This window comes from Pseudomonas sp. H1h, assembly GCF_000633255.1.
GTDB lineage: Bacteria > Pseudomonadota > Gammaproteobacteria > Pseudomonadales > Pseudomonadaceae > Aquipseudomonas.
This window is the reverse complement of the sequence record NZ_AYMJ01000014.1, coordinates 105,722-123,770: the sequence shown is the minus strand read 5'-3', so window position 1 is coordinate 123,770 and position 18,049 is coordinate 105,722. Positions and strand designations below refer to the sequence as shown.

Genomic DNA, 18,049 nt, shown 5'->3' with positions numbered 1-18,049 from the left:
TTGCGTTCCTGTCTGTGACATCCGCTGGCCAATGCAGCATGACGGCCAAAAAGGAGGGAAGTAAGTCCTTTCTCCCGCCATAAGTGACATAGAGAATGCTCCCGTTTCTCAACGGGAGAGTCGTCATGGCTGTAAGGGCTGTCACCTCAAATCTGCTTGGCTGGAGGCGGGTGCAATGAGTACATCAAAGTCGTCGGAAGACATTCCAGCGCCAGAAAAATCGTCAAGTCGCTCGAATGTGGCTGTGTTGGCCATAGCCCAAGGATTATTCACGGCGGCCATCGCGATCGATCTCACATTGACCGGTTTGACGGGATATCAGCTTGCCCCTGATAAATCGCTCGCGACTCTGCCTTTTGCACTGATCACCGTAGCAGGCGCCATTTCGACATATTTCGCTTCTACTCTGATGCAGACGATCGGAAGACGGCGTGGATTTGTGCTAGGTGCCTTCATCTGCGCAATAGGCGGATCGATTTCCGTATGGGCGGTCTTCCTGAACTCTTTCTGGCTATTCTGCATCGGGACAGCGGCCGTCGGTATCTTTCAAGCGTTCGCCCAGTATTACCGTTTGGCGGCGACAGATTCGGAACCTGACGACCGCAAAGCACGCGCAATCTCGTTGGTGCTTGCGGGCGGAGTGATCGCCGCTATTCTTGGGCCTTTGTTAGCGAGTTGGAGCACGAATTTATTCGCTACCCTATTCGCCGGTTCTTATTTGATGGTATGCCTGCTCGGCATTGCCTCGGCAGCATTACTTTGGTTAGGCTATGAAGATGCACTTCCAGAATCCATGGAGCTGCATGGCCACGAACAGCCGCCACGCAAGTTACTTACAATATTTCGACAGCCAGTTTCACTAGCGGCACTCGCGAATAACGTGATAGGCGGCGTGGTGATGATGTTCATCATGACTGCAACACCGCTGGCGGCTGTCGCCAGCAATCACTCAATAAATGATGGCGCCAGCATTATTCAATGGCATTTAGTAGGTATGTACGCGCCGTCACTATTTGCGGGACGCCTGATTTCCCGATTCGGATTGCCTTCGATTTTGTTCTTGGGAATTGCACTTAGTGCAGCTTGCGGATTGATTGCACATTGTTCGGACAGCTTGGCGGCATTCTATATTGCACTTCTTTTTTTAGGCGTGGGATGGAATTTTATGTTTGTGGGCGGCACAGTCTTACTGACTGCTTCGCATCATCCCTCCGAGAAGGCTAGGGTGCAGGGAGTGGCAGAGTTTATTCGATACACGTTCACTGCATTTGCAACTTTGGCCGCCGGCCCTCTATTGCAATCACTTGGCTGGAAGGGTATGAACGATATGATTTTCCCACTATTAGCGGTATGCGCTGTTATTACCTTGTGGTGGGTATGTATCGAGCGCAGAATAAAAAACGCAACCAGTGAACACGTCTCGGGCAGCGAAAACCGATCGGCGACATAATTATCCGGGCGTGCCGCACACCGTTTTAAAAAAAACGGTATCGCTGGGGATCCAAAAAGCTTGGCGCTTTAAGAAACGCCACCTCATGTTGCTGTGAATGAGCCATCGGAACTTTTCATTCACACAACAGCTAAGCTAGAACAGAATTAATCTTGGAGTCATGATGAGCGCTAATTCCAAACCCCGCACTAGGCTGGCACTTTATTCCGCAGGTATACTTATTATTTTCGGAGTCGTTGCCTTTGGCGTGGTCGATAACTCAGAGAAAGCTATAGCACAGGACGGCCCGCCCCCAGTCCAAGAGGTAGATGTCGTGGTCGTTAAAAAAGAAACGGTTACCGACTGGCAAACTTACTCTGGCCGATTAGCAGCGGTGGAAAAAGTTGAGGTTAGGCCGCTGGTTGCAGGAACCATAACGGACGTCAACATACATGATGGCCAATTGGTAAAAAAAGGGGACACTCTGTTCGTCATCGACCCAAGACCTTACCAAGCACAAGTCGAACGAGCTAAGGGGCAGGTTGCAGCAGCTCAGGCTCGCGCCGCGTACACGAAAAGCGACTGGGAGAGGGCACAGCGCCTGATTGCCGAAAATGCAATAGCGAAACGTGACTACGATGAAAAAAACAACGCGGCATTGGAGGCCAGTGCCAATCTTAAGACTGCTGAAGCGGCGCTGGATGCAGCTAAAATTGATCTCGGCCATACCCAGATTACAGCTCCAATTTCTGGTCGAGTATCGCGGGCAGAAATAACACTTGGAAACATCGTAAACGCCGGGGCAGGCGCGGCACCTTTAACGATGCTTGTCTCTGTTAGCCCCATTTACGCAGAGTTCAACGCTGATGAGCAGACTTATCTTAAGTACATCAACAGACTCGGCAATAAGGCTACTGTTCCGGTTGATCTAGGACTTGCAGATGAGACAGGGTATTCGCGCCGGGGAGTCATCCAATCCGTAGACAATGAACTCGACACTACCTCAGGCACTATCCGCATGCGTGCACGGTTTGACAACGCTGATGGCACCATGGTCCCGGGGCTATATGCGCGTGTGAAAGTGGGCGGCAGTGAACCATACGCGGCCCTTCTTATTGATGATGCGGCAATTGGCACCGATCAAGACAAGCGATTTGTCTTGGTCGTGGGAAAAGATGACCATATTGTTTATCGCCCGGTAGCGCTGGGAAATCTACAAGGCAATTATCGCATTATCACGTCCGGACTCGAAGAGGGCGAACGGGTGGTGGTAGGCGGTATTCAGCGAGTCCGTCCAGGGGAGCAGGTTCTAGGAAAGATAATTCCCCAAAATGACGCTCAGGCTAGAAACGCTCACTGACCCACGACAGCACTAACTAAAATTCACCAGTAAATAATGAGTGTCCCTCAGGCACTTAGGATTTATTGATCCATGCATTGATTGTAAAACAGAGTGCATCCTTAAGCGTCCTGTTGTCTTTTTTAACCTTCAAGCAGCGCTGAGAGCAAGTAGCCGCCTCACTTAAAGAGTCATTAATGAACATATCAAAGTTCTTCATTGATCGTCCGATCTTTGCGGGCGTACTATCCGTGGTGATCCTGCTTGCAGGGTTGATAGCAATATTTAAATTACCGATTTCTGAGTACCCAGAGGTCGTTCCGCCCTCGGTCACAATCAGCGCACAGTATCCTGGAGCGAACCCAAAAGTCATTGCCGAGACAGTCGCTGCGCCGCTTGAGGAAAAAATTAACGGCGTTGAGAATATGCTGTACATGCAGTCCCAAGCGAACAGTGACGGTAACCTGACCATCACTGTAACTTTCGCATTAGGAACTGACCCGGACTTGGCTACCCAGTTGGTACAGAACCGAGTCAATCAAGCATTGCCACGATTGCCCGAAGATGTACAACGATTGGGTGTTACTACTCTCAAAAGCTCTTCTTCATTAGTTCTTTTTCTGCACCTCGTGTCGCCGAATGATCGGTACGACACAACGTATTTGAGAAACTACGGCCTACGGAACGTCAAAACGCGCTTTGAGCGGATACCTGGCGTTGGCCGTGTCGATATGTGGGGGGCAGGTGACTACGCAATGCGTGTGTGGCTTGATCCGCAAAAGGTGGCACAGCGTAATCTCACCGCCTCGGAGATTGTCACTTCCATTCAAGAACAGAATATTCAGGTTGCTGCGGGTGCCGTTGGTGCTGCGCCTTCTTCGCCGGGTACTGCGGTACAGCTGACAATCAATGCCCAGGGTCGCTTGAAGACCGTCGACGAGTTCCGCGACATCATTCTCAAAACTAGCCCCAATGGCGCAGTTACTTATCTGCGGGATGTCGCCCGAGTCGAACTCTCTGCGGCTGAATACGGATTGCGTGCGCTGCTGGACAACAAACCCGCCGTCTCCCTCGCCATCTACCAATTGCCTGGCGCTAACGCGCTGGAGATCTCTGATCAAATCCGCGCCGCACTCAAAGATCTCAGCGCTGATTTTCCTCCAGGCCTGGATTACAGGCTTATCTACGACCCCACTCGCTTCGTGAAGTCGAGCATTCAGGCGGTTATAGAAACACTGCTCGAAGCCATCGCACTGGTAGTCGTGGTCGTAATTGTGTTCCTCCAATCATGGCGTACAGCGATCATCCCTTTAATCGCTGTACCGGTGTCCATCATCGGTACCTTTGCGCTATTGCTGGCCTTCGGCTTCTCAATCAATGCCCTGTCGCTTTTCGGAATGGTGTTAGCCATTGGTATCGTCGTTGACGATGCCATCGTTGTGGTTGAAAACGTGGAGAGGAACATAGCCAGCGGTCTGACCCCGAGGGACGCCACGTATAAAGCCATGCGAGAGGTCAGCGGCCCCATCATTGCCATCGCACTCACGTTGGTGGCTGTGTTTGTACCGTTGGCATTTATGAGCGGTCTCACGGGCCAGTTCTATAAGCAGTTTGCCATGACCATCGCGATCTCTACAGTGATATCTGCTTTCAACTCACTCACGCTCTCTCCAGCCCTCAGCGCACTACTTTTGCGTAGCAACGACGCTAAGCAAGACGCCTTAACGCGGGTGATGAATAAGCTACTGGGCGGTTTTTTTCGAGCCTTCAACAAGGTTTTTAATCGTGGCTCGGAGCACTACTCGAAAGGGGTAACAGGCATCCTTAAGCGCAAGGGCAGCATGCTGGTTGTTTATGTGGTTCTTCTGGGTCTCACTGCGGTTATGGGGAACGTTGTGCCTGCTGGGTTTATTCCCATGCAGGACAAGGAGTACTTGGTCACCATCGCCCAGCTTCCCAATGGCGCTTCTCTTGACCGAACGGAAGAAGTGATTCGCCAGATGAGCGAAATAGTCATGAAGCAGCCGGGCGCTGCTCACGCAGTCGGCTTCCCTGGCATGTCCGTTAACGGATTCATGAACAGTTCTAGCGCAGGGATTGTCTTTGTCCCCCTCAAGCCTCTCAGCGAGCGTACATCGAAAGATGAGTCCGCCGCGGCCATCGTCGCATCCCTTAACCAAAAGTTCGCCAGTATCAAAGGAGCCTATGTCGCAGCCTTTCCACCGCCTCCAATACTCGGGCTTGGCACACTAGGTGGCTTCAAAATGCAGCTGGAAGATCAAGGTAGCCTCGGGTATGAGGAGCTTAACAAGGCCGCTCAAGCATTCATGGCCAAGGCTGCAGTGACCCCGGAGCTTGGTGGGTCACTGACAAACTATCAGATCAACTTCCCGCAGCTAAACGTCGAGCTAGACCGTGTGAAAGCCAAACAGCTGGGCGTGTCTGTTACCGATGTATTCAAGACCATGCAGGTATACCTTGGCTCCTTGTATGTGAATGACTTCAACAGTTTTGGCCGTGTATATCAGGTACGAGTGCAGGCCGACGCACCGTTTCGTCAGCGAGCAGATGACATCCTTCAGCTAAAAACCAGAAACGACCGTGGAGAAATGGTGCCCCTATCGTCTCTGGTTCGTATCACCCCAACCTACGGTCCGGACATGGTGGTTCGGTATAACGGCTACACCGCAGCGGATATTAACGGCAGCCCAGCGCCAGGCTATTCGTCTGGCCAGGCCCAAGCAGCTGCAGAGCGCATTGCAGCCGAGGTATTGCCTCAAGGCGTAAAATTCGAGTGGACTGAGCTGACTTACCAAAAGGTTTTGGCAGGTAATGCCGGTATGTGGGTCTTCCCTGTCAGCGTCTTGCTCGTATTTCTCGTACTGGCCGCACTGTACGAAAGCTTGACCCTCCCTTTGGCGGTAATCCTGATCGTTCCCATGAGCATCTTGTGCGCACTCACGGGGGTGTGGCTCACGCAGGGAGACAACAACATCTTTACCCAGATCGGGTTGATGGTATTGGTCGCATTGGCTTCCAAAAACGCCATCTTGATAGTCGAGTTCGCCAGAGAACTAGAGCACGACGGGTACTCGCCGCTGAAGGCTGCCATTGAAGCGAGCCGCTTGCGTCTCCGGCCGATTCTCATGACTTCGATCGCCTTCATCATGGGCGTTGTTCCACTCGTGTTTTCCACTGGGGCGGGCTCAGAAATGCGCCAAGCCATGGGGATCTCGGTGTTTTTCGGCATGTTAGGCGTGACCCTGTTCGGTCTCGCACTAACACCTGTCTTCTACGTGGTCCTGCGTACGCTGGCAGGTGGCAAAATACACGTGGCTCAAAAAGACGCGCCTCACCTGACAACGGAAGCATTGGACTCATGATCGGAGCCAAACGAATGATCCAATTACCCAAAAAGTCTATTTTTGGACTGCTAACTTCCTCAGCGCTGCTATCGCTTCTATCAGCATGCTCTGTGGAGCCGACATACAACCGCCCCGACGTCCCGACTCCACAGGCGTTCAAGGAAGCTTCGGCTGAACAGAAGCAAGCATCATTGCTTAAAGATAGCGCCTGGAAAAACGCTGAACCGGCCGATGCCGAGCATCGTGGGGAATGGTGGCTAGTCTTTGGCCATCCGGTGCTAAACGACCTGGAGCGGCAAGCCGCAGAGGCTAATCAGAATCTGAAGGCGGCTGCCGCACGAGTCCAGCAATCGAGAGCCTTGACCCAATCAGCCCGAGCGGGATGGTTCCCGTCCCTAGATGCGGGATTTGGTCCTACGCGTGAACGCCTGTCTCCTGCCTCACAATTGTTGTCTGACGATGCGAATGGGTCCACGCAGACTCTTTGGCGGGCGCAGGCGACGGCCTCTTACGAGGTAGACCTGTTCGGGAAGGTGGATTCACAAGTGAACACTGCGCTCGCTAATCAAGCACAGAACGAGGCGCTGTATCGTTCTGTGCTGTTAGCCCTCCAAGCTGATGTGGCTAAAAATTATTTCGAGCTGCGTGAGTACGACAACCAACTTCGACTATTTCGTCGCACGGTCACCCTGCGTGAAAACACCCTGAAATTAGTAGAGGGGCGATTCAAAGAAGGTGACATAAGCGAACTTGACCTCTCGCGAGCTCGCAACGAACTATCGACCGCGAGGGCGGACTCGGTAGGGATCGCACGGCTTCGCGCGACGTCAGAACATAGTCTTGCCGTGTTGTTGGGTAAGTCTCCTGCCGACTTCGGCTTCCCTGACTCACCTATAGAGCCCATCGCGACCCAGGTGCCTATCGGGTTACCATCAGCCCTACTGGAGCGCCGTCCAGATATTGCTGCCGCCGAGAGAGCTATGGCCGCGGCTAATGCACAAATCGGATTGGCGAAATCAGCATTTTTCCCGCGGCTTAACATAAATGCCTCCGCCGGCTTCGAGTCGTCATCGCTGGGGAATCTGTTCGACTGGTCGACTCGGTCTTTTCTACTAGGCCCCCTTGCGGGAACGGCGCTGACGTTACCGATATTTGATGGTGGTCGGAGGAAAGCAGATCTCGCCTCTGCAAGGGCTCGATACGACGAGCAGGTTGCGAAGTATCGGGAGCAAGTATTGGTGGCGTTTAGAGAGGTAGAGGACAACCTGGCAGATCTGAGGTTGCTCGATGATCAGAAAGGTAATCAAAGCGAAGCTGTTGCAGCATCAATACGGACAGAGCGACTTTCTAAAACTCAGTATGAAGAGGGGCAGATCAGCTACTTGGACGTTATCGATGCTCAGCGCCAAGTCTTACAAACCGAACTGCAACTGAGCCGTCTGACGGGTACTCAGGCCATTGCAACGGTGAACCTGATTAGAGCCCTAGGTGGTGGGTGGAACCGAGCCGACACTAGCATTGCCTCCAATGGCCGTAAGCGGTGATCACGTAGCCTGGACAGCTTTGAATTGCTCATAAAGAGCGGGTCAACTTGACCCGCTCTTTATGCTTCAAACCCAACGGAAATTTCCTGGCCAGAGCCAAACCGCATTAAGCGTCCGCTCAACACACCTTGCCTAATTAGACGGGTGCCTACCTGTCGTAAGATTGCACTCCAGTTGACTACGTGTTTGCATTCGATTTGACCTTAATTGTGAGCGTCCGGCGACCTGACCTGGGTACTCGGCACCGATTGCCTGAATGCAGGAGTCTCGCAATCTGTTTTCCCGGAACGCTTACGCAAAAACCGCGACCCTATAGTTCACGTACCATCACCAAGTCTCGGTGGACATCATCGCCGCATTGAAAACTGGTTTCTCCAACTGTCAAAAATCCATTACGTTGGTAGAAGCCTATTGCGCGGGCATTCTGATCATTCACCGTGAGCCGGATACGATCTGAAATACCAGTAAGCGTCGCAGTTAAGAGGAGTTGTGCGGCACCGGTTCCATGGTGTTTTGAATCGACATAGCATCGCGTCAACTCAGGGATGCCATCCGCCAGTGGGATGCTTAATCGATCTGGTTTGTAGTCGACCAAACTGAAACCCACGATATCTCCGGCTTTCTCCAACACTCGCACCTCTTGGCTTGACGTATCCAGCGCGATCTGAAAACAACGCGCGGTCAGATTTTCGCTGATGTAGCGCTCCAGTTCTTCTGCTGGAGTGTCTGCTGGGCACGCCAGTGAAAAGGTAGCCTTCGCGATTCTACTCATGCTCTCAGAGTCACTCATTATCGCTGGACGCACACGCATTCATCGCTCCTTGGATTGGTAGATATAAGCGCGTACCGACGACTGAGGAGGCAGCTACGCAACTCAAGTGTCACGAAATGAGCCTATGGAATGCAAGCCTGCCGAGAGTCCATGAGTACGAATAATGATCAAACAAGGAGCCTCGGCCGGACTACAACAGAGCTGTGAGGTCAGTTCGTATGCGTCCGCCGAAGTCACGTTGCATGACTAAGCAGATATGCGCTGCCTATCCTCATCGCTCATATCCCGGGCGAGTAGCTCAACTTCGTACAAGCCGCCAATCGAGTGCCGTGCCTAACAAACCGCAGCCAGCCGGAACTGGCTTTGGACCCTTCGCGAACTTACGATTCTGAGCTAGGGCTCAGCTCGTCGAAGCAGCGATTCTTGACGGAAGAAACCTGCAGTTTAGTGCCGCCGTAAGTGGGCCATCCCGTGACCGGTAATGAGGGAAAAATGTCGTTTCCGCCTCCTGCAGTCAGACGTAGAGTCGACGTTCGAACGGTAAGATTGACTCATCCTCATCCTGGAGAAGGACACTCATCACCGTTCAGGCGCTTCAACGCAAGGAAACGAGAAATGGCCAAAAAGTGCTTGGGATTCCAGCGGACCACCCGATGTTTGCTGCGATCAAAAGCGGCTATGAGAGTCATGGCCTCTCATGACAACCTGCCAAAAAGTAGCGCATCGAAGATTGCGATTTTTTTGACCTAGACCGCTTAAAAACAAAGCGAAACTTTCTAATAGGTAAATGCATGTATGAGCGAGAAGACATTGTTATTGACCGGTGCCAGTCGTGGCATCGGCCATGCCACCGTCAAACACTTTCAAGCCGCTGGGTGGAGGATTTTCACCGCCTCTCGCCAGGACTGGGTCGCTGAATGCCCATGGGCCGAGGGCTTACTCAACCACATTCATCTTGATCTCGAAGATATTGATAGCGTCAGTGACAGCCTGGCGGCCATCAGGGAAAAATTGGGCGGACGCTTGGATGCATTGGTAAACAATGCAGGAGTTTCGCCTAAGGGGCCTGAGGGGACACGACTTGGTGTTCTGGAGTCCGACTATGCAACCTGGATCAAGGTCTTCAATGTCAATCTGTTTTCTACGGCCCTCCTTGCGCGGGGGCTGTTTGATGAATTGAAAGCTGCAAAAGGCAGCATCATCAACGTTACCTCTATAGCAGGATCCAAGGTGCACCCGTTCGCAGGTGTCGCTTATTCCACATCCAAAGCTGCGCTCTCCGCCCTGACTCGGGAAATGGCCTTTGATTTTGGCCGACATGGCGTAAGGGTCAACGCTATCGCACCTGGAGAAATCGAAACCTCAATACTGTCCGCAGGCACTGCGGAAATCGTTGAACGGCTAGTGCCGATGAACCGGCTGGGCAAACCTGAAGAAGTTGCCTCGCTCGTCTACTTTCTTTGCACCGGTGGCGCTTCTTATGTAAACGGCGCAGAGATTCACGTTAACGGTGGCCAGCATGTCTAACGTTAATGGCCGGATCTGAGAGTGTTAAGCCATAGTGAGAAAAGGTCCTGTAGCAGCAGTTTTCCACGTGGTGATTCGGCTTAGGGCATGGCAGATGATAGGGCTCGAACTTGTTGGTGGCGGTCAGTTTGCTCTGCATCGGGCAGCCATAATCCGGCACAGAGCATGGACTTCACTGACCGTTCAACCCGTGGTTGGGCCGGTAGTCTTTGCTGCCTATTCTGTCCTGTGGCGAAGTTGAGCATCGCCTTACTTTTCTGCCTGACCTCGCTACTACGAATTGGACAAAAGCCGCGCTCTAGCCGCGAGATGCACTGCAAGGCAACCCTCTGGATACTCCTGATCCTCAGCCCATCCTCGAGCTTTCCCTCAGTTAACGCTTCCAAGGGGGCTGGCTCGATTTATCTGCCACCGCTCGTTTTTTGTCGTCCGTTTACGCTAGGTCGTCGCTGCAGCGACTGCCGTTGAACGCCCTCCAATCGTCTTGTAGAGAAGGCAGTATGTCTCGCGTTATTAATCACTCCGGTTGCAGTTCCAGTGCTCCCGAAGGTCTGACTTTCAGTTTTCCTGCATTCAATAAATCGCAAGCGGCGATGGCATGGACGCTGCTATGCGCTCTGTAGTTATTCCTTCAGGCGTTTCGCGGCTGGTTAGCAAAACGTCGCGCATAAACAGTCGTGGCGACTTTTTATTGCCGTTTCCAGACTATCCCTGCAACGCACGCAGCTTTGTTCAACTGGATGCCAGATTGCTGCCTTATTGGCATACGTTGTTCGATGTGTGTCCGGGGCTGCTCAAGCTAGATCCACCAGACGGCTTGAACATATTTCGCAGTTTTATGACCTGGGCGTACCGCAATCATCCGTCGCTGAATTGGACTTACTACCTGAGTGTCTGCCGTTGGTTACTTACGTCGACCTATCAGGCGCACATCCACGAAGAACACATTGATGCCTTCATGACTGCGGCAGCGGCCCGGTGGATAAATACTGACGATAGCCAAGCACGAGGACTGGTATTGGCTTGGCAAGGCTCGCCGATGAGGGGGTTTGACTGGAAAGTAGAGCCTCGTTCTATCGCTGGTGTTGACCCTGAAAAAGAGGATTTTCCACCGGCACCCTGGGATTTTTCCTGGTGTCCTCTGACGGGGAAAGGGGGTGCCGGCTTTCGACGCTGGTTGCCCATCCCCGAATACGAGCGGCAGACACAGGCATCGAAGGCTGCGCGTGATGAGCAGAAGCCCTGCTAATGCGTAAGCGTCACATTATCGGAGCATGGCTGAGCCTGTTCGCATTACTGATGATTTTTGCCGGCCCCCTGATCAGTCAGGGGATCAGCCTTTCCCATGGCAAAAGTCAACCAATGAGCATGGCTGGCATGGAGTGCCACGACATGCTTGGCACGAGCCAGAAGTCTCACCATGCTTCTGTCGGCAAGACCCATGATCTGGTCGTGTGGGAAAAATGCGGATATTGCTCTCTTCTGTTCCAGCATCCCGCTCTCGCCGAGTCAAACCTGTCCAGTTTTCAACTTAATGTTCCATCGTTACAGCTTTTTTCTACTCACTTAATTCCCAAGCAAGCAGCGCCACCGATATTCCTCGGTGCAAGAAGCCGAGCGCCACCGATTCGATCGTTGAACGTCATACCCACTTTTGGCTGAACGCGCATTGCCGACTCTGCATCGACCGGCTTTTGAGTCCGCCGACGCCGAATCCCTCTGCGCGTTCTGCTTCAAATGACTTTTATCGGAAGATCCCATGTACTCGGACAAGAACGGGCCGCTGTTTTACATTGATCCATCGCGTCTGCGTTGGCGCCATGCCTTTTGCGTGTTTCTGGGGCTAGCATTACCGGTCATTGCGCACCCACAAGACGGTGCCGTGGATGTACCCCCAACATCCGATCAATCACAGATTTGGACGTTGGAAACCATAAACGTTTCTGGGGCGCGTGAAGGCTACAGCGCACCATCTTCTGCGTCGGCCACTCGCACCGACACGCCCCTGGTCGAAGTCCCGCAATCCGTTCAAGTTGTAACGCAAACGATGCTCAAGGAGCAGGACAGTCATTCGCTTGCTGACGCGCTGGTTAACGTCTCAGGGGTAAGAGCAACCAAGCCGCAAGAGGCACTTTTCGCTCAGCCAATCGTGCGCGGTTTTCCGGCGGAAATTTACGTGAACGGGCTGCCTGCATTTGGTGGCACGGCAGCGACCATCGACCCGACCAGCCTCATCGGCACCGAGCGAATTGAGGTACTCAAAGGCCCTACATCAGCGTTGTACGGCGGCGGTATCGGCGCACCGCTGGGTGGTTTGATTAACGTAGTTTCTAAACAGCCCGAGACCGAGCCAAGTGCACTGCTGTCGATGCGCACCGGTAGCTTCGGCACAGAGAATCCTTCGCTGGATCTCAACACACCCATCGGCGACAAGGTCGCCGCACGGATTACCGCCGACTATCAAGAAAACGACAGTTGGATTGATCATGTCAACGGCCATCAGTGGTCGATACAACCAAGCATCGCTTTCCAGCTATCGCCAGAGACTGAGTTGTTACTACGCGGCCAATACGAGAATCGCAGCCAGGTCGAATATTCCGGCCTGCCAGCCGCTCCAGCATTGAGCGGGCACATTGATCGCAACGCCTTCCCAGGAGCGACCAACGGACAGCCTCACACCACCATCGAGAATCGAACAACCACCGCCGAGTTCACGCATGAGCTTAATGACGACACACGACTGACCGTCAGCGCTCAGTATTACGAGGGCAAAGTTCGTGATTATGGCAGCCTTGTATTTCCGGACCTTCTGGGACCGAATCCTACGACACCCACGGTTTACCCGATATTTAAGCTTTACCTGCCCACGAACATCCGGGAAAGCACGCTGGATACCAACCTAGGCTCCCGAGTCGAATCGCTGGGCGGAGATCATGAGTTGCTGGTTGGTATTAGTTACGACAATACTCACTTCAGCTCGGGGATGTCCGGCATTGAACTCATCGGCGAGCTTGACCTTGCCAATCCGGGATATGGGATTTCCTACGGCGCGACGCCCGAAACAATTGTGTCCCAGACTAACCGTTACGAGACGAAGGCTTTATACGTTCAGGATCAAGCGACCTATGGCCGTTTGCACTTGTTGGGGTCGTTGCGATTGACCCAGCTCGACATCAACCAACAAGAGCAAGGTGTAGATACTTCATATCATCGTGTGACACCACGTTTTGGCATCACTTATGACCTGACCGAAAGTCTTGCGCTCTACGCGGCGTATTCCACCGGTTTCAGGGGGGCGTTCAACTTTACTGGTAACGAGGCGCCCAAGCCTGAGCTGTCTCGCAATTATGAGGCGGGCGTCAAACTGGCGTTCAACGATCTGGGCATTTCTGGCACTCTCGCCATGTTCGAGCAGACGCGTCGTAATGTGTCCACCCCTGATCCTGACCCTACCTACGCGATTCTGGGTTATTCGGTGCAGAGCGGCGAACAACGCGCTCGCGGAGTAGAAGCTGATCTGGTTTGGGAACCGACCCCCGCTCTTTCATTGCTGGGCAACTACGCCTACACCCAGGCAGAAATCACAGAGGACAACTCGATTCCGGTCGGTGACGGACTGCCTCGCGTACCGCGGCACAGCGGTCGCCTCGCAGCCCGCTATCGGATACTTGACGGCGCCGCCAAGGGACTGGGCTTCGGTGCTGGTATTACAGCACTCAGCGCGCGTGAGTTAACCCTACCTAATACGGTATCCGTCCCAGGCTACACACTGCTGGATGCGCAGACTTCCTACGATTTCGACCGCTACACGATCTCGGTTTCGGCGGTAAACCTGACAGGTCGCAAAGTCTTTGAGACCTATCAATATATGGGCTCTCCAGTGGTACTACCCACTCAACCACGTTCAGCTTACCTAACGCTAACGGCCCGCTTCTAAAGACACCATCATGATCGATATGCCGTCGTTCCGCGGCCGTAGATAAGAGCGGGTGGGTGGCAGCAAGCTGCCATCCCTGCCGCAACCTTACTTAGACATCCAAGCAATCACGGCTTTGTAATCTTCTTCGCTACAGTCCATGCACAATCCCCGTGGCGGCATGGCCTTGAAGCCCTCGGTCACGTGCTTGACCAATGCGTCGGTGCCTTGCTCCAAGCGGGGTTTCCAAGCCACTTGATCACCTTTTTTTGGAGCCATGGGTGACTGGCCGTTATGGCACATAGTGCAGGAGCGGTTGAACACCGCTTCAGGCTCTTGGGCGGCAAAAGCATTTGAGAGTACGAGTAAACAAACAGCTGCCAATACTTTTTTCACGGTGGACCTCGTTGGGCATTTTTATAATCACGCGATGCCTTTGCAAGGGCGGAGTCAGTCCGTTGCGGATGAGCATTGCCAGTGCATTCACCGCTTGGGAGAAAGCACATCATGAAGGCGTATTGAGTTTAATAAGAGTGTTTTGACACCCCAAGTGCGACAGGCCGCCGCACCAGACAGCCTAATCGTTGAATTGAGGTGCGCCTGAGAGCCAGGCGCGCTATCTGTGACAGGTTGTCGCAGGTGAGCGCGGCTACGCTTGTGGCTGCGAGGGCACTGCAATGACAAGGGGCGAACCTCTCCGGTGGTACTTCATTGCGATTAAGTAGGTCTGAGATTCTCTTAAATCGATCTCAGAATGTAAAAGAAGGCGGAAAATCGATATCTTTTAGGCGTTTCCAGTCGGCGCCGCACAGATGGCACCCGTTTGACCACGCAAGGAATGTAGGACGGCTACTCCGGCATTTGGCAGGTAGTCACTCCACCGAAAATCGCGCATAAAAATGTCAGATCTGCTATGGGAAATGGTCTGCATCTGTTGGCATAACGGTAGCTTCGAGTCCAGCCGTATGTACTGTATTGCATGGCTCTACGTGTTGGGATGAGTACGTCTGTCATAACTCATTCGCCCAGTTCGGGATTAAAAAGCTGGTAAAGTGCCACCCGCCGCATCGCTGTGGTGAAAATCTTAAAGCCGATTGCTCGGGGGCAATATGCGTTGTGTCCTATACCTCGTTATGCCCCTTTGGGTGACATAACTACCCACGCGACAGACGATTAATTCAATATCGATGGCAGTGCCGATCCGGGTAGGCCCATGTGGTGATTGCCTTCCGTTTTCCAGCGCTCGCTGCGCACCTAAAGCCCTGACAAGGATTGCACCATGCAACTGACCCAAGCCCCGGCCCCCGGTGCCCGTGCACTAATCCGCGATGAAGAGTGGATTATCCAGAATGCAGATCAATGTAGTCTTGGCGGGTGGCAGCTTTCGTGTATTGGCGTTTCGGAAACCGTACGCAATCGTCATGCTCTTTTCCTCACTCAGCTCGAAGACGTTACCCTGATTGATCCAGCAAAAACTGAGCTGGTGTACGACGACTCGCCCACATTTATCGCTTCGCGCCTGTTTATCGAGGCGCGTCTGCGTCAATCGGCTCTGCAAAACGAATCTGTAGTCATTGGACACCATGGAGTAATGGATGCGCTGCCGTTTCAGTTGCAGCCTGCTCATCAGGTCTTGCAGCAACTACGCCCGCGCTTGCTCATTGCGGACACAGTAGGCTTGGGTAAAACCCTTGAGGCCGGCATCCTTACCGCCGAGTTGATGCGCAGAGGTAAAGCTCGCCGCATTTTGGTGGTCACTACCAAAAGTATGATGCGCCAGTTTCAGCAGGAGTTCTGGAACCGATTTACTATCCCGCTCACCCGCCTGGACTCAGCCGGTATTCAGCGCATTCGTCGTGATATTCCAGCCAATCACAATCCCTTTAACTACTACGACCGCACCATCATCTCGGTCGATACCTTGAAGCGCGACAGCGAGTACCGGCACTACCTGGAAAGCGCCTGGTGGGATCTGATCATCATCGACGAAGCCCACAACGTTTCCTACAAGGGCAATCGCACCCAGAGTAATCGCTTGGCCGAGTTACTCTCGCAACGCTCCGATGCACTGATCTTGCTCACCGCCACACCACACAACGGCAAAAAGGACAGCTTCGCCAGCCTCGTGCGCATGCTCGACCCCACTGTGCTTCCAGTAGGGGCCGATTACACCCGCGAGGATGTCGATCACCTTTTTGTTCGCCGTTTCAAGAAAGACGTGCGCGAGCAGATGAAGCAGGAGTTCCCAGAGCGAGAAGTGTTTCGTTTGGCCTGCGCCGCAAGCCCGGCGGAAAACCTCGCCTTCGATGCCCTAGCCGAGCTCAAACTTAATAGTGACGGGACCGGTGCGCGCGACGGTGCCATGTTGTTCCGCACCGTGCTGGAAAAGGCGCTTTTCTCTTCCCCGGCAGCCTGCCTACAAACGCTGAAAGAGCGCATCCGAAAGCTCGAGATAAAAGACGCACGTCATCCTGATCTTGAGGGGCTGCGTAATTTTCAAGTTTTGGTACAGGCCATCAGTGTCGACAAATTCAGCAAATTCCAGCACCTCATCAGCCAGCTCAAACAAGGTCAGCACTGGCGTTGGGATGGCAAAAATCCAAGTGACCGCCTGGTGATTTTCACCGAGCGGGTGGAAACACTGAAATTCCTCCAGCTAGAGCTACCCAAGGCCCTTGGTTTAAAGGATAACGCCGTAGCCATTCTGCACGGCCAATTGCCTGACCTGGACATCCAGCAAACAGTCGAAGATTTCGGCAAAACCCATTCGCCCCTGCGCCTGCTGATTGCTTCGGATGTAGCCTCCGAAGGTCTTAACTTGCACTACCAAGCTCATCGGCTGATCCACTTCGATATTTCCTGGTCGCTGATGGTGTTCCAGCAGCGCAATGGTCGTGTGGATCGCTATGGTCAACTGTATGCCCCGAAAATCGGCTACCTGCTGACCGAACCTCGCCACGAGAGAGTTCGCGGTGACTTGCGCTACCTGGAAATCCTGATCGACAAGGACGAGCAGGCGGCAAAGAATATCGGCGACCCATCAGCCTTTATGGGGCTATATGACGAGGAGCTGGAAACCGTCGAAGTGGCCAAGGCCATTGAAGGCAACCGCACTGTCGATGAATTCGCCGCGCTACTGGCTGGGGATGATATCGACCCTTTCGAAGCCCTGTGGGGCGCGAACGTGCCCAGCAATGATAGCGTTGCACCCGCCAGCACAGCAGCACTCATGGCGCCGACTGCTGAACTCACCAGTCTGTTTAACGACAGCTACATTTACCTTCGCGATGCCTTGCGTTGGCTGGCACAACAGTCGCCACGCGAACATGCTGCAATCAAAACGGATGATGCCAGCCGCACGCTAAGCTTCCAGCCCAGTCGCGACCTTGCCCAGGTGCTCAAGCGTGATCTGGCCAGCGAAATGTGGCCGACCGATAACACCTTTGCCTTGAGCGCCGATAAGGCTGTGGTTGAAGAGGCCATCAAGCAGGCACGCGACACCAATGCCTGGCCGCAGCTGCACTACCTCTGGGCGCTCAACCCCATTGCCCAGTGGCTCGACTACAAACTTATGGCTCTGTTCCGTCGCCAGCGCGCGCCGCTGCTGCGCGTCGCACAGGGGTTGACCGTAGGCGAAGCCATCGTGCTGGTGCTCGCCCAGGTGCCTAACCGTCGCGGCCAAGCCGTACTGGCCGAGTGGCTCGGTGTGCAGCTCAATGCTGCTGGGCAGGTAGAAGGCGTACTGAGCCTGGCGGAAACACTGCAGCGCACAGGGCTCACCAGCACCGCAAAAGCCCAGGCCAACAATGGCCAGGCGCCCGACAGCCGTGCCCTGCAAAGTGCGCTACCTGCGGTTATTCAGGCTGCTGAGAAACACATCAAACCGATCAAGCAGGCCTTCGATGCCAGCTGTCGCCAGCGTCTTGAGCGCGAGTTGGCTAAGCTGCAAACCTTGCAGCACAAACACAACGAACAGCTGGAAATTGATTTCGCCAAAGGTATCGAACAGGTCATCGCAGCCAAACGTAAACAGAAAGAAAGCGCCACCGCAGACCTGTTCAGCAACTACCAACAATGGATACGCGACACCCTGCAACTGGATGACCGCGCTCAGTTCACAGTTGTCGCCGCACTGATGGCTTAAGGAAGAATACAGC

11 protein-coding genes are annotated in these 18,049 nt (G+C 53.6%); 9 read left to right on the top strand and 2 right to left on the bottom strand.

Translation table 11 applies throughout. The features are described from left to right. The first annotated feature begins 175 nt into the window (after positions 1-175). The 4 genes from U862_RS0111305 (at position 176) to U862_RS0111290 (ending at position 7,677) form a co-directional block, all read left to right on the top strand. Positions 176-1,450, top strand: a complete 1,275-nt coding sequence (locus U862_RS0111305; protein WP_025110498.1) for an MFS transporter — start codon at positions 176-178, stop codon at positions 1,448-1,450. 163 nt (positions 1,451-1,613) lie between these two features. Beyond that, positions 1,614-2,789, top strand: a complete 1,176-nt coding sequence (locus tag U862_RS0111300) for an efflux RND transporter periplasmic adaptor subunit (RefSeq protein WP_025110497.1) — start codon at positions 1,614-1,616, stop codon at positions 2,787-2,789. A gap of 176 nt (positions 2,790-2,965) precedes the next feature. After that, positions 2,966-6,151 (top strand): efflux RND transporter permease subunit, encoded by a 3,186-nt coding sequence (locus U862_RS0111295; RefSeq protein ID WP_025110496.1) that lies wholly within the window; start codon positions 2,966-2,968, stop codon positions 6,149-6,151. 14 nt (positions 6,152-6,165) lie between these two features. After that, on the top strand, positions 6,166-7,677 hold the full coding sequence (locus U862_RS0111290; protein ID WP_025110495.1) for an efflux transporter outer membrane subunit: 1,512 nt from the start codon (positions 6,166-6,168) through the stop codon (positions 7,675-7,677). A 310-nt stretch (positions 7,678-7,987) separates the two neighbouring features. Here the strand turns inward: U862_RS0111290 and U862_RS0111285 are convergent, their stop codons facing one another. After that, entirely contained in the window at positions 7,988-8,488 is a 501-nt protein-coding gene (locus tag U862_RS0111285) for a GNAT family N-acetyltransferase (RefSeq protein ID WP_025110494.1), read from the bottom strand. Positions 8,489-9,244: 756 nt separating this feature from the next. Between U862_RS0111285 and U862_RS0111280 the strand changes: the two genes are divergently transcribed. The 4 genes from U862_RS0111280 (at position 9,245) to U862_RS0111270 (ending at position 13,913) form a co-directional block, all read left to right on the top strand. Then, complete coding sequence (locus U862_RS0111280; protein WP_025110493.1) at positions 9,245-9,976, top strand: SDR family NAD(P)-dependent oxidoreductase; 732 nt, start codon at positions 9,245-9,247, stop codon at positions 9,974-9,976. Positions 9,977-10,586: 610 nt separating this feature from the next. Continuing rightward, positions 10,587-11,225 (top strand): putative natural product biosynthesis protein, encoded by a 639-nt coding sequence (locus U862_RS29550; RefSeq protein ID WP_081794875.1) that lies wholly within the window; start codon positions 10,587-10,589, stop codon positions 11,223-11,225. Then, positions 11,225-11,638: a DUF2946 domain-containing protein gene (locus U862_RS29545; RefSeq protein ID WP_081794874.1), complete on the top strand. Its 414-nt coding sequence runs from the start codon at positions 11,225-11,227 to the stop codon at positions 11,636-11,638. The genes U862_RS29550 and U862_RS29545 overlap by 1 nt, the downstream gene beginning before the upstream one ends. Before the next feature lie 97 nt (positions 11,639-11,735). After that, positions 11,736-13,913, top strand: a complete 2,178-nt coding sequence (locus U862_RS0111270) for a TonB-dependent siderophore receptor (protein ID WP_025110491.1) — start codon at positions 11,736-11,738, stop codon at positions 13,911-13,913. Positions 13,914-14,000: 87 nt separating this feature from the next. Here U862_RS0111270 and U862_RS0111265 read toward each other — a convergent pair whose 3' ends face one another. Beyond that, positions 14,001-14,288, bottom strand: coding sequence for a cytochrome c5 family protein (locus U862_RS0111265; RefSeq protein WP_025110490.1), 288 nt, complete (start codon positions 14,286-14,288; stop codon positions 14,001-14,003). An 883-nt stretch (positions 14,289-15,171) separates the two neighbouring features. Here U862_RS0111265 and U862_RS0111260 point away from each other — a divergent pair. Continuing rightward, the gene (locus U862_RS0111260) at positions 15,172-18,036 is read left to right on the top strand and encodes a DEAD/DEAH box helicase (RefSeq protein WP_025110489.1); all 2,865 of its coding nucleotides are present in this window, start codon (positions 15,172-15,174) and stop codon (positions 18,034-18,036) included. Positions 18,037-18,049 lie beyond the last annotated feature (13 nt).

Excerpts from the sequence above, each read along its gene's own strand:
- U862_RS0111280 (WP_025110493.1), top strand. The coding sequence starts at position 9,245 with ATGAGCGAGAAGACATTGTTATTGACCGGTGCCAGTCGTGGCATCGGC.
- U862_RS0111290 (WP_025110495.1), top strand. The coding sequence starts at position 6,166 with ATGATCCAATTACCCAAAAAGTCTATTTTTGGACTGCTAACTTCCTCA.
- U862_RS29545 (WP_081794874.1), top strand. The coding sequence starts at position 11,225 with ATGCGTAAGCGTCACATTATCGGAGCATGGCTGAGCCTGTTCGCATTA.
- U862_RS29550 (WP_081794875.1), top strand. The coding sequence starts at position 10,587 with ATGCGCTCTGTAGTTATTCCTTCAGGCGTTTCGCGGCTGGTTAGCAAA.
- U862_RS0111270 (WP_025110491.1), top strand. The coding sequence starts at position 11,736 with ATGTACTCGGACAAGAACGGGCCGCTGTTTTACATTGATCCATCGCGT.
- U862_RS0111285 (WP_025110494.1), bottom strand. The coding sequence starts at position 8,488 with ATGCGTGTGCGTCCAGCGATAATGAGTGACTCTGAGAGCATGAGTAGA.
- U862_RS0111300 (WP_025110497.1), top strand. The coding sequence starts at position 1,614 with ATGAGCGCTAATTCCAAACCCCGCACTAGGCTGGCACTTTATTCCGCA.
- U862_RS0111305 (WP_025110498.1), top strand. The coding sequence starts at position 176 with ATGAGTACATCAAAGTCGTCGGAAGACATTCCAGCGCCAGAAAAATCG.
- U862_RS0111260 (WP_025110489.1), top strand. The coding sequence starts at position 15,172 with ATGCAACTGACCCAAGCCCCGGCCCCCGGTGCCCGTGCACTAATCCGC.
- U862_RS0111295 (WP_025110496.1), top strand. The coding sequence starts at position 2,966 with ATGAACATATCAAAGTTCTTCATTGATCGTCCGATCTTTGCGGGCGTA.